Source organism: Humibacillus sp. DSM 29435, from assembly GCF_001758225.1.
GTDB lineage: Bacteria > Actinomycetota > Actinomycetes > Actinomycetales > Dermatophilaceae > DSM-29435.
Map to the genome: position 1 here is coordinate 48,958 of NZ_MAST01000018.1, position 16,007 is coordinate 64,964.

At 68.9% G+C, this 16,007-nt stretch carries 14 protein-coding genes and 1 tRNA gene; 4 read left to right on the forward strand and 11 right to left on the reverse strand.

Annotated features, from left to right (window positions below; all coding sequences use genetic code 11):
* The first annotated feature begins 214 nt into the window (after nt 1-214).
* Entirely contained in the window at nt 215-2,548 is a 2,334-nt protein-coding gene (locus BA895_RS13255) for a (Fe-S)-binding protein (RefSeq protein ID WP_070192374.1), read from the forward strand.
* 104 nt (nt 2,549-2,652) lie between these two features.
* Here BA895_RS13255 and BA895_RS13260 read toward each other — a convergent pair whose 3' ends face one another.
* Nucleotides 2,653-3,294: a TVP38/TMEM64 family protein gene (locus BA895_RS13260; RefSeq protein ID WP_175442322.1), complete on the reverse strand. Its 642-nt coding sequence runs from the start codon at nt 3,292-3,294 to the stop codon at nt 2,653-2,655.
* A gap of 362 nt (nt 3,295-3,656) precedes the next feature.
* On the opposite strand from BA895_RS13260, the gene BA895_RS13265 reads away from it, so the two are divergent.
* Nucleotides 3,657-4,355: a hypothetical protein gene (locus tag BA895_RS13265; protein ID WP_070192375.1), complete on the forward strand. Its 699-nt coding sequence runs from the start codon at nt 3,657-3,659 to the stop codon at nt 4,353-4,355.
* A 117-nt stretch (nt 4,356-4,472) separates the two neighbouring features.
* Here the strand turns inward: BA895_RS13265 and rpmG are convergent, their stop codons facing one another.
* The 9 genes from rpmG to BA895_RS13310 all read right to left on the reverse strand — a co-directional run bounded on the left by rpmG (nt 4,473) and on the right by BA895_RS13310 (nt 12,090).
* Complete coding sequence (gene rpmG / locus BA895_RS13270; RefSeq protein WP_070192376.1) at nt 4,473-4,640, reverse strand: 50S ribosomal protein L33; 168 nt, start codon at nt 4,638-4,640, stop codon at nt 4,473-4,475.
* Nucleotides 4,641-4,802: 162 nt separating this feature from the next.
* Complete coding sequence (locus BA895_RS13275; protein WP_070192377.1) at nt 4,803-5,729, reverse strand: ABC transporter substrate-binding protein; 927 nt, start codon at nt 5,727-5,729, stop codon at nt 4,803-4,805.
* A 39-nt stretch (nt 5,730-5,768) separates the two neighbouring features.
* Nucleotides 5,769-6,557, reverse strand: coding sequence for an ABC transporter permease (locus tag BA895_RS13280; RefSeq protein ID WP_070192378.1), 789 nt, complete (start codon nt 6,555-6,557; stop codon nt 5,769-5,771).
* Nucleotides 6,554-7,192: an ABC transporter permease gene (locus tag BA895_RS13285; protein ID WP_070192379.1), complete on the reverse strand. Its 639-nt coding sequence runs from the start codon at nt 7,190-7,192 to the stop codon at nt 6,554-6,556. The genes BA895_RS13280 and BA895_RS13285 overlap by 4 nt, the downstream gene beginning before the upstream one ends.
* The gene (locus BA895_RS13290) at nt 7,189-8,346 is read right to left on the reverse strand and encodes an ABC transporter ATP-binding protein (protein WP_070192380.1); all 1,158 of its coding nucleotides are present in this window, start codon (nt 8,344-8,346) and stop codon (nt 7,189-7,191) included. Before BA895_RS13290 ends, BA895_RS13285 begins: the two co-directional genes overlap by 4 nt.
* Before the next feature lie 127 nt (nt 8,347-8,473).
* Entirely contained in the window at nt 8,474-9,262 is a 789-nt protein-coding gene (locus BA895_RS13295; protein WP_254666459.1) for an alpha/beta fold hydrolase, read from the reverse strand.
* Complete coding sequence (gene dcd / locus BA895_RS13300; RefSeq protein ID WP_070192381.1) at nt 9,259-9,837, reverse strand: dCTP deaminase; 579 nt, start codon at nt 9,835-9,837, stop codon at nt 9,259-9,261. Before dcd ends, BA895_RS13295 begins: the two co-directional genes overlap by 4 nt.
* A 43-nt stretch (nt 9,838-9,880) precedes the next feature.
* Nucleotides 9,881-10,978, reverse strand: a complete 1,098-nt coding sequence (locus BA895_RS13305) for a hypothetical protein (RefSeq protein WP_139142649.1) — start codon at nt 10,976-10,978, stop codon at nt 9,881-9,883.
* Between the two features lie 152 nt (nt 10,979-11,130).
* Entirely contained in the window at nt 11,131-12,090 is a 960-nt protein-coding gene (locus BA895_RS13310; RefSeq protein WP_139142650.1) for a hypothetical protein, read from the reverse strand.
* Nucleotides 12,091-12,382: 292 nt separating this feature from the next.
* Here BA895_RS13310 and BA895_RS13315 point away from each other — a divergent pair, with 292 nt between their 5' ends.
* Complete coding sequence (locus tag BA895_RS13315; protein WP_083283326.1) at nt 12,383-13,930, forward strand: AAA family ATPase; 1,548 nt, start codon at nt 12,383-12,385, stop codon at nt 13,928-13,930.
* A gap of 132 nt (nt 13,931-14,062) precedes the next feature.
* Nucleotides 14,063-14,133, forward strand: a tRNA-Gly gene (locus tag BA895_RS13320).
* A gap of 1,452 nt (nt 14,134-15,585) precedes the next feature.
* On the opposite strand, the gene BA895_RS13330 is transcribed toward BA895_RS13320, so the two are convergent.
* Nucleotides 15,586-15,810, reverse strand: a complete 225-nt coding sequence (locus tag BA895_RS13330; RefSeq protein ID WP_070192385.1) for a hypothetical protein — start codon at nt 15,808-15,810, stop codon at nt 15,586-15,588.
* Between the last annotated feature and the right edge of the window lie 197 nt (nt 15,811-16,007).

Here is a 16,007-nt window from a genome sequence, read left to right on the forward strand (position 1 = left end):
GTCGGTAGACGGTCGCTCGGGTCTGACCCGGCGGCACGACCCGCTTCCCCGGCGACAACTGTGCCGCCGTTATACATATTCCAACGAATGCTTATCCGGCGACAGGGGGCGACCAGGATCCGGTCGCCCGGCTCGGTCACCGCGACCCTCGTCACAGGGGGAGCGCCCCCACTATCCACTAAGCGCTTGCTCACCCACCCGTAGACTCGGGCACATGAGCGTCCTTCAGATCGTGGCCGCCGTCGTCTGCCTCGGTGTCACCGCGGTGGCGGTGGCCCTGCTGGTCAAGACCGTGGTCGGCATGGTCGCCACCTTCCGCCTGGGTCAGCCCGACAACCGAGGCGACGACAAGGGTGCCCGCACCCGCACCCTGGTGCGTGAGTTCCTCGGCCACACCCGCATGTCGCGCCTGCCCGTGGTGGCGGTGGCCCACTGGTTCACGATGGTCAGCTTCGGGGTGCTGTTCTTCACCCTGCTCAATGCCTTCGGCCAGCTGTTCAAGCCCGACTTCGCGCTACCGCTGATCGGCCACTTCCCGCCCTTCGAGTGGGTGACCGAGTTCTTCGCCTGGGCCGGCCTGCTCGGCATCGTCGTGCTCATCGGCATCCGTCAGAAGCACCACCCACGCTCGGCGCCAGGAGACGACGGCCGTCGCAGCCGCTTCTTCGGCTCCACCTGGTGGCAGGCCTACTACGTCGAGTTCACCATCCTCGGCGTCACCCTGTGCATCCTGACGCTGCGCGCCCTCGAGTACGCCCTCGCCAAGGCCGGCGGCACGCAGGGCGACCTTGGGCTCAGCGACGCCAACGGCCTGCACTACCCCCTCACCGGGTGGCTCGGCGAGATGTTCACCGGCACGTCAGTCACCACCCTCGAGAACGCCATCGTCGTGGTGGCGGCAGTGAAGATCCTCATCTCGTTCGCGTGGATGATCACCATTGCGCTCGTGCCGACGATGGGCGTGGCCTGGCACCGCTTCCTCGCGTTCTTCAACATCTTCTTCAAGCGCCACGCCGACGGGCGCACCTCCCTGGCCGAGCTGCAACCGATCATGGTCGACGGGGCGCCCCTCGACTTCGAGAACGTGGAGGAGCTCGACGAGGACGCCGCGCTCGGCGTCGGCAAGGTCGAGGACTTCACCTGGAAGGGCCTGCTCGACTTCAGCACCTGCACCGAGTGCGGCCGCTGCCAGAGCCAGTGCCCGGCGTGGAACACCGAGAAGCCGCTCAGCCCCAAGCTGCTCGTCATGACGTTGCGCGACCACGCGAACGCCAAGGCGCCGTGGCTGCTCGCCAGCGAAGAGGTGCGTGCGGCCGGTATCGAGCAGGCCGAGGGCATGGGCGCGGCGACGCAGGCGGCGGTGGCCACCGAGTCGCTGGTCGGGCCGACCGGCTACGACATCCGGCATCCGCTGCAGGCCTACAACCCGCACGGGCCGGATGCCGTCATCGACGACGACGTGCTGTGGGCCTGCACCACCTGCGGAGCCTGTGTCGAACAGTGCCCCGTCGACATCGAGCACGTCGACGCGATCGTTGACATGCGTCGCTACAAGAACCTCATCGAGTCGGCCTTCCCGAGCGAGCTGAACGGCCTGTTCAAGAACCTCGAGAAGAACGCCAACCCGTGGGGTCTGGCGCCGCGCCTGCGGATGGACTGGGCCAAAGACCTGCCGTTCGAGGTCAAGCAGGTCGGTACCGATGTCGAGAGTGCCGACGAGGTCGACTACCTCTTCTGGGTCGGCTGCGCCGGCGCCTACGAAGACCGGGCCAAGAAGACGACCCGGGCCGTGGCCGAGCTGCTGCACACGGCGGGGGTCAGCTTCGCGGTGCTCGGCGACGGCGAGTCGTGCACCGGCGACGCCGCCCGACGCGCCGGCAACGAGTTCCTCTTCCAGATGCTGGCCCAGCAGAACGTCGAGACCCTCGGCGAGGCGGGCGCGACCAAGATCGTCGTCACCTGTGCACACTGCTTCAACACCATCAAGAACGAGTACCCGCAGCTCGGTGGGCACTACGAGGTGCTGCACCACACGCAGCTGCTCAACCGGCTCGTGCGCGAGAAGCGGCTGGTCCCGGTGGCCCGGCCCGGCGAGGCCGCCTCGGCCGGCACCCTCACCGGCGCCGCCTCGACCGGCACCAAGGTGACCTACCACGACCCCTGCTACCTCGGCCGGCACAACCAGGTCTACGCCCCGCCCCGTGAGCTGCTGCAGATCCTGCCCGGTGTGGAGTACGCCGAGATGCAGCGCAGCAAGGAGACCTCGTTCTGCTGCGGCGCCGGCGGAGCCCGGATGTGGATGGAGGAGAAGCTCGGCACCCGCATCAACGCCAACCGCATCGACGAGGCCATCGCCACCGGCGCCAACCGCGTCGCCATCGGCTGCCCCTTCTGCAAGGTGATGCTGAGCGACGGCCTGAACGCGAAGAAGGACGAGGACAGCAGCCTGGCCGACCTCGAGGTGGTCGACATCGCCCAGATGCTGCTCGCGGCGGTGCGACGCGGCGACGGCGACGCCAGGCATGATGCCGCGCTCACGTCCTCCTGACGCCCCGCGGCCAGCCCGTACGAAAGTGGCCACTCGACCGAGATCCTCAGTCGAGTGGCCACTTTCGTACGCACGTCGAGTGGCCTCTTTGACTCGGTGGCATCTCAGGGCGAGGCGGACCGTCGTGAGCGGAGCAAGCCGACCCCGGAGAGCACCACGAGCCCGACGACGGCGATCACGAACGGCCACGAGCCGGGCCGGGTGCCGTAGGCACCGACCGTGACGTAGAGCGTGGTTCCGGGGACTATCCCGACCGCGGTGGCGAGCACGTAGGAACGCGCAGTCACCGAGGTCAGCCCGAAGGCATAGTTGAGCGTGCTGAACGGCAGCAGCGGTACCAACCGGGCCATCAGCACGGTGCCGAAGCCGTGCGCGCGGACGGAGTCGTCGAGGCGCCGCACGCGGTCACTGCCCACCCTTCGCACGACGTCCCCGCCGAGTCGCCGGGCGACCAGGAACGACACGCTGGCCCCGAGCACCGCGGCGACGAGCACGGCGGGCAGCGCGACGGGCAGGCCGAGCACCGCTCCCCCCGCGATCGTCACCAGAGCGGTCGGGCCGGCCGGCAAGAGCGAGATGCCGACGTAGAGCGCGATGAAGACCGGCACCGCCACCGGTCCGACCCCGTCGAGCAGAGACCGCAGATCGGCCTGACTGGGTAGGCCGACCCGGATCTGCACCACGACAGCGACCGCGACGAGAGCCGCGACGAGCACGAGGCGAACGACCACCGAACGGCGGCTCACCCCTCGCCCGCCGGAAGAGCCCACGGCTCGGTCAACACAGGTCCACGCGCTGCAGCCGCGGCAACAGACTCCTCGACCGCAGCGGGCACGCCTAACGGCCGCCGACCTGTTGGCCCGGTGACGAGGACGGAAAGACGCCTCGAGCATCTCGTCCACGTGCGCGTCCACCCCGGCGTACGCCTCATCCGCAGACCGTAGCCGACGGTTCACCCAGGAGACGACCAGTGCGATGGACGACGGCCTGGGAAGGCGGAGAGCCGTGCGACGCCCCCATGTCAGTGCGGATGCCGGCGCAGGGGTGGCCTTTCGCAGCAATCACGCGCATGCTTGGCAATGAGGTCCTGACGAATCCGGGAGGAACGATGTTCAGACGCGCAGCGAGTTTCGTGCCAGACGGGGTGCCGATCCTGTCACGCGGGCGCCACCGCAACGCTCGCAAGGGCGCCTGCTTCATGGAGATGGCCTCCTTTCTGGCCGGAGAGCAGTGGAGCGACCACCCCGCCTGCACGCATCCGCTGCTCGCCACGGTGGCCCGGTGTGTCAACGACCTGGCCGACGATGCGACCCGCCAACAGCTGACGCCGATGATCAACGAGGTCATCGGTCTGCACCCCACCGACCCCCAGGTCGATGCCGAGATCGTGCTCTGCGCGGCTCGGTCCGCCTTACCGGTGGCGCCCGAGGAACGTCAGAACCTGATGGCCATCGCCATCCTGGCCGCAGAGGTCTCGCGCAACCCCGCGGTCGCCCACGGGGCTCCCCTCAGCCAGGCGTCACGCGCCGCACTCGACGAGGCCCCTCTCGCCGAGAAGTGGGCCCGTTCGTTCATGGCGTCGGCCGGCACCAGTGGCCAGCCCCTGAAGGAACGCTCGGCTCCGAAGATCTCCGCACTGGCCGTCGAGAGCATCGCGATCTCGTGCACGGCGGACACCGAGGCGAGGCTGGTCGCGGTGTTGCGCAGCTGCATCGAGGTGACCCGGTCGTTCATGCCCGAGAGCGAGCCGGCCCCGGCCCAGCCCGTCGAGGTGCTCACCCGAGAGACGCTGCGGGCCACCGTCTGACACGGAACACCAGAGCGGCCCCTTCCCACAAGGGAAGGGGCCGCTCTGGTGTTGCGCGGGTCGCAGGCCGGCTCTTGGCTGGATCAGCGGGTCTTGCGGGTCAGTGGGTCTTGCGGATCAGCGGGTCTCGCGGAAGTCGACGTGCTGACCGGCGATCGGGTCGAACTTCTTCAGCACCAGCCGGTCGGGCTGGGTGCGGCGGTTCTTGCGCGTGGTGTACGCGAACCCGGTTCCGGCGGTTGACCGGAGCGTGATGACCGGTCGAAGGTCGGTGTGTCTGGCCATTGGATCTTCCTCTCGTGGCGGACGGCGCCGCTCGTAGATGAGAACGGTTCTCGACTCTGCCGCATTCCCGCGAGACGCAGAAGCGGTCCACCCCGCGCCGATGAACGGCACGGGGTGGCGGTTGCTTGCTCAGTCTCGATGACCGGAGCCGCTGGAGCTGCCTCAGCCGAGACCGACGCTGGCGAGCCAGGCCTTGGCGACGTCCTTGGCGTCCTTCTTGTCGACGACGACCTCCTTGACCATGCCGGCCAGCGCCGGGGTGTCGAGCTTGGCCGAGACGGCGTTGAGCACCGGCTTGAGGGCGTCAGCCTTCTCGGTGCGCACGAGCGGCACGATGTTGTCAGAGCCGAAGAGGCTCTTCGGGTCTTCGAGCACGACGAAGCCGTTGGCAGCGATCGACGGGTCGGTGCTGAAGATGTTCGCGGCCTTGACCTGGCCGTTCTTCAGCGCGTCGACCGTGGCCTGAGGCTGCAGCGGCCGGAACTGGCTCGGCACGACGTTGTAGGCCGACTTCAGACCGACGAGGCCCTGCTGGCGGGTCTTGAACTCGGGCGGGGCCCCGATGCTCAGCTCGCTGTTGTGGGCGGCGAGGTCAGCGATCGACTTCAGCGACCACTGGCTCGCGGTGTCCTTGGTGACGACCATCGAGTTCTTGTCCTCGGCGGCCGACTTGTCGAGCACCGTCAGACCCTCGGGCAGTGCCTTCTGCAGCTCGGCGTACACCTCGTCGGGCGCCGTGACCTTGGCATCCTTGTTGTAGAAGGTCAGCAGCGATCCGGAGTACTCGGGAACGAGGTCGACCTCCTTGTTGGTGATCGCCTTGAGGTAGGTCTCGCGGGTGCCGATGTCGAACTTCCGGGTGACCGTCATGCCCTTGGCCTCGAGGGCCTGGGCGTAGACCTCGCCGAGCAGGGACGCCTCGGGGAAGTTGGCCGATCCGACCTTCACCGCTCCTGCTGCGGCAGCGGTCGAACCACCGGCGCCCGGCTGGGTGTCGGTGGCCAGCGGGTCGCCACCACCGCCACAGGCAGCGAGGGGGACCACTGCGGCCAGCAGAAGGCCGACGGCCATGGTGCGGGTGCGTGTCATTGTCGTTCCCTTTCGAAAGGTCTGCCGGAGGTCGGTCGACTAGGCAGGGTCGGCACCAAGGGGTGCATCGGTGCTGTTCTTGACGGATGCTGCGGCGTCGCCGCCCCGTCCGAAGCGCAGACGGCGTCTGCGGGCAACGCCCTGACCCCGGCCGCTGATTCCCGGGGAGACGGCGAATCGTTCGAGCAGGGCCAGCACCAGGTCGGCGACGAGAGCGAGCAGAGCCACCAGGATCGAGCCCGCCACCATCTGCACGTAGTCCTGCGAGGCCAGCCCGTCGATGAGGTAGCGGCCCAGTCCACCGAGACTGATGGAGGCCGCGATCGTGGCGGTCGCGATCACCTGGAGGGTGGCGCTGCGCAGGCCGGAGAGGAACAGCGGCATGGCGCACGGCAGCTCGACGCGCGTCAGCACCTCCCAGTCCGACATGCCCATCCCCCGGGCCGCGTCACGGGCCGCCGGGTCGACGCTCTCGATGCCCGAGTAGGTGCCCGAGAGCAGCGGCGGAATGGCGAGCAGCACAAGCACGGCGATGCTCGGCACGGTGAAGGCGAGGCTGCTGGTGAACAGCGGCGAGACCAGCATCGAGACGGCGAAGAGCAGGCCCAGGGTGGGGATCGCCCGGGCCGCGTTGGCGCCGGTGACCAGCCACCGCATCCGCCCGCTGTGCCCGACCCAGGCGCCGATCGGTACGGCGATGACCAGCGCGATGGCGAGCGTGATGCCGGTGAACTTCAGGTGTTCGAGCATCCGGGTCGGAACGCCGTCGGCGCCCTGCCAGTTGGCGGGGTCGGTGAACCAGGCCCACACGGTGGCGAAGGTGATCATGCGGCCACCCGCGTCCAGGGGGTGAGCACTCTGGCCAACAGCTGGATGACGAGGTCGAAGACGAGCGCCAGCAGCAGACAGGCGACGATCCCGACCCAGACCTCGGTCGGGAAGGAGCGGGCGTAGCCGTCGGTGAGGAAGTAGCCGAGCTGCGATATGCCGATCAGCGACGCGACGCTGACGATGCTGACGTTGCTCACCGCAGCGACCCGCAAACCCGCAGCCACCACGGGGATCGCCAGCGGGAGGTCGACGGCCCGGAACCGGCCGAAGGTGCTGTAGCCCATCGCGACGGCCGCTTGCCGGGTGGAGGTGTCGACGGCGGAGAGCCCGTCGGCGACGGTGCGGGTGAGCAGGGCAATGGTGTAGATACTCATCGCGATGATGACGTTGGCGGGGTCGAGCACCTTGGTGCCGAGCAGTGGCGGCAGCAGGATGAACAGGGCCAACGAGGGAATCGTGTAGAGCAACCCGGTCACGGTGAGCAGCCCGGTGCGCAGCCACGCCTTGCGCGTGGCCAACCAGCCCAGCGGCACCGAGATGACCAACCCGATCAGCAGCGGGAGTCCGGCCAGCCAGGCGTGCTGCCCCGCCAGCGTGAAGATCTGGTCGAGGTGGTCGAGAGCCCAGGTCACGCGGGTGTCGCCTCACCCTGCAGGGCCGACGCCGCGGCATCCTCACGCTCGGCCACCGACTGCTGCCGAGCCTCGATCACGGGAACCACCTCGGACGCACGGATCGTGCCGGCGAACCGGCCGTCGGCGTCAGCGACGACGCCCCGCCCGCTGGGCGAGCTGAGAGCGGCATCCAGCAGCGCGCGAAGCGAACCCGCGGTGGAGGCCACAGTGCCGCCGCGCTGCAGCAGGTCGCGGGTGACCTCGCCACTGACGGCGCCGGCCCGCACCCAGCCCATCGGCTCGCCGTCGTCACCGACGCAGAGCACCCACGGCTGCCCGACGGCGCGAACCTCGGACGCCGACGTACCGATCGTCACCGTCGGCTCGTTCGTCAGCTCGAGCTCGGGCGCCTCGGCGAACTGTAGGGCGCGGTAGCCGCGGTCGCGACCGACGAAGCCGGCCACGAAGTCGTCGACCGGGTCGGCCAGCAGCTGCGCCGGGGTGGCGAGCTGCGCGAGGGTGCCGCCGACGCGCAGCACGGCGACCTGGTCGCCGAGCTTGACGGCCTCGTCGATGTCGTGGGTGACGAACAGGATCGTCTTGCCGAGCTCGGACTGCAGACGCAGAAACTCGTTCTGCAGCTGTTCGCGAACCACGGGGTCGACGGCCGAGAACGGCTCGTCCATGAGCATGACGGGCGGGTCGGCAGCCAGCGCCCGCGCCACGCCCACGCGCTGCTGCTGACCGCCCGAGAGCTGGGCCGGGTAGCGCTTGGCGAGATCGGGGTCGAGCCCGACGCGCTCGATGAGCTCCATCGCCCGAAGGCGAGCGGTCTTCTTGTCGGTGCCGAGCAGGCGAGGCACCGTGGTGACATTGTCGAGCACGGTGCGGTGCGGGAAGAGGCCGGCGTGCTGGATGACGTAGCCGATGCCACGGCGCAGCTCGGCAAGGGGAAGGTCGGCCGTGTTGCGGTCGTCGATCGTGATGACGCCCGACGTGGGGTCGATCATCCGGTTGACCATGCGCAGGGTCGTCGTCTTGCCGCAACCCGATGGCCCGACGAGCACCGTGATGCGCCCCGTGGGAGCCTCGAGAGAGAAGTTGTTGACCGCGATCGACTCGCCCCCGGAGCCGTCGCCGTACTTCTTGGTCACGCCTTCGAAGCGGATCATGAGTTCCAACGTACCCAAAACAGATGGTGCGCCCTCGGTCCCGTGTGCACGATCAGGTCTCGAAAGAGACACGACGGCCGAGGCTCAGGTCTCCTGATCGCCGCCCGGGCCGGGACGATCCGCGCGGTCAGAGATCGAGGATGCCGCCCCGGTGCACAGCCGTCTGCACCACCGCGTCGATCCGGTCGAGACCTGCGGATGCCGGATCGTGCCCCTCGCGCCCCTCGTGCCCGCCGTCGCCGGCTGCTCTACCGAGCTCGTCGGCGAACGCGACCTGAACCACCTCGGTCACGAGCCTCGTCCAGAGCCCGGCCCGCAGCAGCATGGCGTGGTCTGACCGGGCGACCCGGATCAGCGCGGCCTCTCTGCCCTGCGCCACCATCTCCTCGACGGTGCGGCGCGAGCCCCACAACGGGCAGATGACGTCGCGGTCACCGTGGATCAGCACGGTTCGGCGGCCGGCGCCGGGCCGGGGGTCACCCTTCTCGATCCACGGCGAGAGCCCCAGCACGAGGCCGACGTCGGGTTCGTCGCCGAGGTGCAGAGCGACCCGGCCGCCCATCGAATGGCCGACGAGCGCGATCGGGCGGCCGGGGTAGGCCGCGCGAAGCTGCCGTAGGGCCCACCGGGCGTCGAGCAGCGGCGAGGCCTCCTCGCCGTTCCAGCCCCGGTAGCGCATCCGGAGCCGGGCCACCGCGATCGGCCCCGGCACCTTCGCGAGGGCCCGCGCGAACGGCAGCATCCGGATGACGTTGTGCGACCACACCCGGTTGGGCTGGCGACCCTCGACGGCGCCTCCGTGCACCACGAGCACGACGACCCCGGCGTGCGCGGGTCGGGCGTTCCAGGCCAACGAGGCCAGCGGCATCCGCCCTGGGTGGGTGGCGGCGTCGGTGTCGCTGAAGGCCGCGCTCACACTGGTGAGCGGTGGAAGTTCTTGAACGACCGGCTGGCGGTCGGCCCCCGCTGGCCCTGATAGTGCGAGCCGTACGCCGCTGAGCCGTACGGGTTCTCGGCCGGCGAGCTGAGTCGGAAGAAGCACAGCTGACCGATCTTCATGCCCGGGTAGAGCATGATCGGCAGCGTTGCCACGTTGCTCAGCTCGAGCGTGACATGGCCTGAGAACCCGGGGTCGACGAAGCCGGCCGTGGCGTGGGTGAGCAACCCCAGCCGGCCGAGCGAGCTCTTGCCCTCGACGCGGGCCGCGAGGTCGTCGGGCAGCGTCACGGCCTCCAGCGACGAGCCGAGCACGAACTCGCCCGGATGCAGCACGAACCTGTCGTCGTCGCCGCTGACCTCGACGAGGCGAGTCAGATCGGGCTGCTCGGCGGCCGGGTCGATGTAGGGGTACTTGTGGTTGTCGAAGAGCCGGAAGTACTTGTCGAGCCGTACGTCGACGCTCGACGGCTGGACCATCTGGGGGTCCCACGGGTCGAGCACGACGCGCTCCGCGGCGATCTCGGCCCGGATGTCCTTGTCTGAGAGCAGCACGCCGTCGAGGCTATCGCGCCCGACCGAACGGTGTCGCAGCCACTCAGCGGCAGGTGGGGGCCGGGGGCAGGTCGGCCTCGGCGATGATGCTCACCTTCGCGGGCGCGCGCTGGCCGCTGTTGCCCGCGCTGAGCTTCTTCTCCCACGAGACGGCGACCCGGCCGTCGGCCGACGCCACGCTGACGTCCTTGCCCACGTCGTAGAGCGCCCCGCTGCGCAGGTCGAGGATGCTGTAGGGCCACGACGCGAACCAGGCCACGTGGTTGCCGGTCGGCTGCAGAAACTGGAACGCGTGCTCGTCTCCGGCCGGCAGTCGGTAACGGACCACGGTGCGCTTCGACGGCTCCCACACACTCAGGGTGGTGTAGTCGGCACTCCCCCAGAGCAACCGTTCGGGGGTGGCCGCGAGGTGCCCGATGCCGCCCTTCACCGGGAGGTCCCGGGGCAGGGCGACCGGCCGCAGCGTGGCGGCGTCGGCGGCGTGGAGCGACCATTGGCCCTTCGTCAGCTCGCCGTACACGAAGCTGGCGCCCATCGCCACGGGCGGGAAGAGGTTGCCCTGGGCGAGCGTGGAGGTGCGGCCGGTGTCGAGGTCCATGACCTGCACGGCCGAGAGGTCGGTGCGGGTGCCGACCGCCTGGGTCCAGGCCACCCGCTCGCCCACCATCGCGGGCTGGGTGGCGCGCCCCTCGCCCTCCCGGTGGTCGGCCGGGGAGCCGGCGATGCGCTTGCGGTTCGCTCCCGAGCGGTCAGCGGCGTAGAGGCTCCACGTCGTCGGGTCGGCAGCGGAGTCGTAGGTCAACCACACCAGATGCTTGGGAGAGGCGATCATCCAGGCGGGCGAGGCGTCGGCCGAGGTCGTGGCCAGCTTGGCCACGGTCTTGTTCCTGACGTCGACGGCGTAGACGTCACCGTTGGCCCCACCGAAGCCGTACACGGTCTCGCCCGCGACGGTCAGGGCCTGGAACTGGCCACCCTCGATGGGTGGTTGCCACCCGGACTCGACGTGCGCCTTGAGCTCGGCGGGTTCCTTCACGAGACAGGCCGCCTCGTTCTTCACCGTGAGCGCCGCGGTCGAACCGGTAGCCGACGATGACGGTGTGGGTCGGGTGGTGGCCGAGGCCGTCGTGCTCGGCGTCACCGTGCGCGGTTCGGACGGCTTCGCTGTCCCCGTCGACGCCTCCTGCGTCAGCGTCGCCGACGGAGCGGGGACGCTCGTAGAACAGGCGGACAGCGCGACCGGGCAGGCCATCGCCAGCACCGCCACCACCGCCGGCCGGACCGCCCGGCGCGTCACCACAGGTAGGCCCAGCCCCCCACGGCCACCAGGAACGTGTTCATCGAGATCCAGCTCTTGGCCGGGATGGGGTAGCCGTAGCCGGTCCACGAGTCGGCGTACCAGACGGTCTTGTTGTTCGTGTTCCAGCCGCCGGCGATGACCCAGTGCTCGATCCGCTTGAGGTTCGGGTGCCCCACCAGGTGGGGGCCGCCGGCCACCTCGATGACCCCGGCCGTGACCGGCGTGCGGTAGTCCGCGATGTCGCTCTTGAGATCAGCAAGAAACTGGGTCTTCTGCGAGGTGGTGGGAGGGTCCGAGATCCACCGGGCCGAGTAGAAGCTCCGGCCGAAGTTCGGGGTCCCCACGAAGTGCCCGAGGGCCGACAGCTCTTCGGTGATGTTCGTCGCCGAGCTGGTGGTCTCACCCAGGTAGGTGGCCACCGCCGACTGAGTCAGATAGGAGCTGCTCGGGCCGGGCACCGTCGCCGACATCTCGACGACCGTCGCCTTGCCGCACGCGCTCGAGGTCTCCTGCCGGCGCTGGGCCATCCAGCCGAGGTAGGAGTATCCCGGGCCCGACGTCGGGGTGTTCGCGGCCAGCGACATCGGCGAGGACGCCACCGCCGACCCGGCGGCGCCGGCCTTCGCGCCGGCGAACTCACCGGTGCCGAGCTGCTTTCGCAGCGACGTCAGCCAGACCTTGTCCTTCACGCCGTCGCCCTGGTAGCCCTGGCTCTTGCGGAAGGCCGCCAGCTCTCGCTCGCTCAGCTTGCCGGCCGGCTTGGCCTTCGCCTTGGCCTCCGCGGTGACCGCTGGTGTCGACGGCTGCGACGCTGCCGGAGCCACCCCGGCGAACAGCGGGTTGCTTCCGGCGTTCGCCAGGTCGGCTGAGGCAAGCCCCGTGACCGCCATGGCCAGCGCGGCCGAAGCCGCCATCACCGCTTGGCGGCCTCGGGTACGTCGACGACGGGTCATCAGGGCTCCTTCAGGGGTCGGGAGGCATCCACTCACCGCCGGAGGCGGCGAGACGAACAAGGGGTGGGGCAGGTGAGGCAGGTGAGGCAGATGGGGGCAGGTGGGGGCAGGTGGGGGCACCGCAGGCTAGGGCACTGTTTGGGCGGATATCTAGAGGTTTGCACAAACCTTGACCCGCCCAACACCAAGTCGGGGTACGAACCGACGAGCTCACTAGACCCGAGACAGCAGAGCCGAACTCGACCCACGTCACCCCTCCCTCCCGGCGCCCTCGCCTCCTAGGTTTGGGGTCATGAGCCAACCACAGGGGATTGACGAGCAGACCCGCGACTTCGTGACGGCCTTCTCGAAGTTCATGGAGCACGTCCACGTGCTCGCAGACTCCGGCGGCGAAGGCGAGCGCCTGTTCGACCGTCTCACCGCCCACCTCGGGCACGACGTGGGCAGCCTTCCCGTCGTCGCCGAGCAGATCCCGGTGCACCGGGTCGTCGACGCCGACATCGCGCTCGACGAGATCGCCGAGGGCGAGAAGACCCCGGGAGTGGATGCCCGACCGACCGTGATCGGCATCGGCGGCGGCGGCGGCGACATGCGCCACCACATGACGCTGGGCGACCTGCTGCAGAACGGGATGCACGGCATGAACTTTCGCGTCGGTCAGGTCGACTACGCGAATGCGTCAACCGGCCCGGGGCCCGACGACAAGCGCCAGATCGTCGCCTCCGGCATCCGTCTCTTCTGGTTCGACGGGTCACCCGTCGCGGTGCGCCAGCAGTCGCCCAGCCGGCAGTACGGAAGAGAGGAGGGTGCGCTCGAGGTGCTGGCCAACGACCGCCAGACCGCCGACGCCCTCATCGGCCGCGTGCGCGAGCTGATGGACGAACGCAGCATCCTCAAGGGTCAGGTGATCACCTTCGGCACCGACCCCTACGGGCGCGGCATGGCGGGGTTGAGCTTTCTCGAGCGGCCGACGTTGTCGAGGGACGACATCGTGCTGCCCGACCACCAGCTCGACAAGGTGGTGGCTCACGTCGTCGGCATCGGCGAGCAGCGCGCGCGGCTGCAGGCCCACGGGCAGCACCTCAAGCGGGGGGTGCTGCTCTACGGCCCGCCCGGCACCGGCAAGACGCACACGGTGCGCTACCTGCTCAGCGCCTCGCCCGGCACGACCGCGGTGCTGTTGAGCGGTGGCGCCCTGGAGTACATCCACGCGGCCGCCAAGATCGTCCGGGCCCACCAGCCGGCCATCGTCGTGCTCGAGGACTGTGACCTGGTGGCTGAGGACCGCTCGATCGGCATGGGCTCCTCACCGCTGCTCTTCGAGGTGCTGGACGCCCTCGACGGGCTCGACTCCGACGCCGACGTGGCGTTTCTGCTCACGACCAACCGCGTCGACGACCTGGAGGTTGCCCTGTCGCAGCGCCCTGGGCGCGTCGACCTCGCCGTCGAGATCCCGCTGCCCGACGAGGCCGGTCGGCTCGCGCTGCTGCGGCTCTACGGTCGCGACCTGTTCGGTGAGAAGGCCATGGCGGATGCCGCTGCCCGCTCGGCCGGCACGACCGCCTCGTTCGCCAAGGAGCTCGTGCGCCGCGCCGTGCTGATGGCCGCCATCGAGGGCGCCGAAGGTACCGACCTCACCGACGGGCACCTGACCGCCGCGCTCGATGACCTGTTGTCAGACGCCGAGCACCTGACCCGCAGCCTGCTCGGCGTCGGCGCCGGCGACGGCGGCCCATCCGACCTGCCACCCGGGGCCGGGCCCGGCCTGATGCGTCCACCTCGGCCGCGCCGCGGCGGCGGTTCGACCGGCGGCTGGGTGGCCTCCTCGCCACGCGGCTGACCCGCGCGCCCCACCCTCAGTCGAGTGGCCAGTTCCGTACGGTCGAGGAGCCACTGGACGGCCGCACTCACACCACTTCGACGTCGGTTACACTTTCGGCTCGTGCCACCCACCGGCCTCACGGGTGGCCGCGCGAGCGTAGCTCAATGGTAGAGCGCCAGCTTCCCAAGCTGGATACGCGGGTTCGATTCCCGTCGCTCGCTCCGACACGAAACCACAGGTCAGACGCCTAAAGGCCCTTGGGCCGGTCACACGACGCTCGGAAGTTGCCCGCGTGCAACCTACGTGCACAAGCGACATCCCCAAAGAGGCCATCTCAGCCCTCCGCGCCCTTGCCCCGCTGAGCCCGAACGAGCTCATTCAGGCGGTCCGCCAGCTCCATCGAGCGCGCCTCCGTGGCGTGCTGGTAAATCAACGCAGCCCGCATGGTCGAGTGCCCCATCCGCTGCATCAGCTCACGAGTCGATGCGCCAGACTGCGCAACCAAGTGGTTGCCCGTGTGCCGCAGATCGTGAGCTGAACCGCCATTGAGGTTGCCGCCGCAAGGCGACTTGAGCTTCGTCCTCCTCGTCGCGAATCATCTATCTGCAGCCGCACTCGCCTTGATGAGCTCACGTGATGTGACAGTTTCAACGAACCAGTACATACCAGCAGCCCCGTGGGGTCCCAGCCCACCGCCCATGATCCGGTTTGGGGATTCGTCCAACCGCGGAGGCCGGGGACACAAGTCCGGGGGCGTTGGGGAGGTTAACGGCAGCCGGTGGTGAGAAGTTGCAGTCAGCCAGAGCCCCGCCTCGTTACGCAGGGGTCCCAATCGCGCGTTGCGTCTAAGGGTCGTGACCGGGTCCGTCCAGTGAGGCTCACCGTAAGAAACAACCACGTCGATATCCCAGGTGCTGTTGGGCGCCAAGGGTGTTGCCATGCGGGCACCCGACTGGTGGTCAGAAAGTTCGGGTGCCGGGCCGGAGACAGCGGCAGACCGAAAGCGTTTTCGTTGCAGGTGCCAGGTCCAACGGATGCGAGCGACGCGGAAGGCCTTAGTACCGGGAATCGACTCTCCGTCGAACGCTTGTCCTCCGCGAGGTATCCCGTGGTGGACAAAGTGACCGCGAGCCCTCGCTGCTGAGACCGCTCGGCGGTCCATCTTGATGTGGAACCGGTGCCCATCGAAGCGACCGTTTGGACCGTGCACGGAGAGGTGGAAACTGCGGCCGGGCTCGCCGATTGGATCAAGGTAAAAGTCTGCCTTCTTCGCCGTGATCCGCCAGATGTTCCCTAGTGCAGGCGAGTCGCCTGAGGTTAAGGCGATCAGAATCTGGTTCGACCTCATGATCGAAGTCTAGGGCCGTGCCTGCACGTCCTGATCATGTCGTCCAGACCGTCGACTAGCGGTGGCGGAGCGCTCGGTTTCTCGGGTTTTCCGGCCCGAGCGCACCCGCCGTTCCTCGTACCGGTGCGAAAGGCCAAGCACGTCCTGCATCTCGAGTGGCGTGGCCAATCGGCAGTGACAGCGGGTGTAACAGGCCGGGGCCAGAGGAGTCACCGCGCGCGCCCACCACACCATCGTCGTCAGAGTCGGATGTAGTAGGCGTCCGGCTGTGCTTTGCCTGGTCGCCGCAGCGTGGGAGCATGCCCGACGGCGGGCGGCAGGTGAGTCAAAACCGCACTCCGATCAAGGTCAGGACAGCGCCGACGGCGATCACAATCGGGCCCCCCATCGACAGTGCCGCACGGCGCTTCACCTTTCGCAGCTCCGCGGCGTAATCCGTGCCTGGGCCGCCACCATCGATCACGTTCGTGGCGCTGCGCCAGCGATCGAACATATCGATGAACACCGCGGTCGCACCTAAAAGCGACGCCACCGCGCCAGTAAAGATCACGGGATCAACCTAGCGTCGCCTTCCACGCTCAAACATCTGCCCCGTCTGCGCGCAGTCTGCGCACCGGCTAAAAAGGCGGCTGCCGGAGGTGGCCGCCGCTTCCTTCGGAAAAGGCGTTTTGGACTCGACGAACAGACGCTAACCCGGATCTTGCATCGGACCTCGGGGTGAGGTGGTCGGCGGCGTAGCCGCTGCGT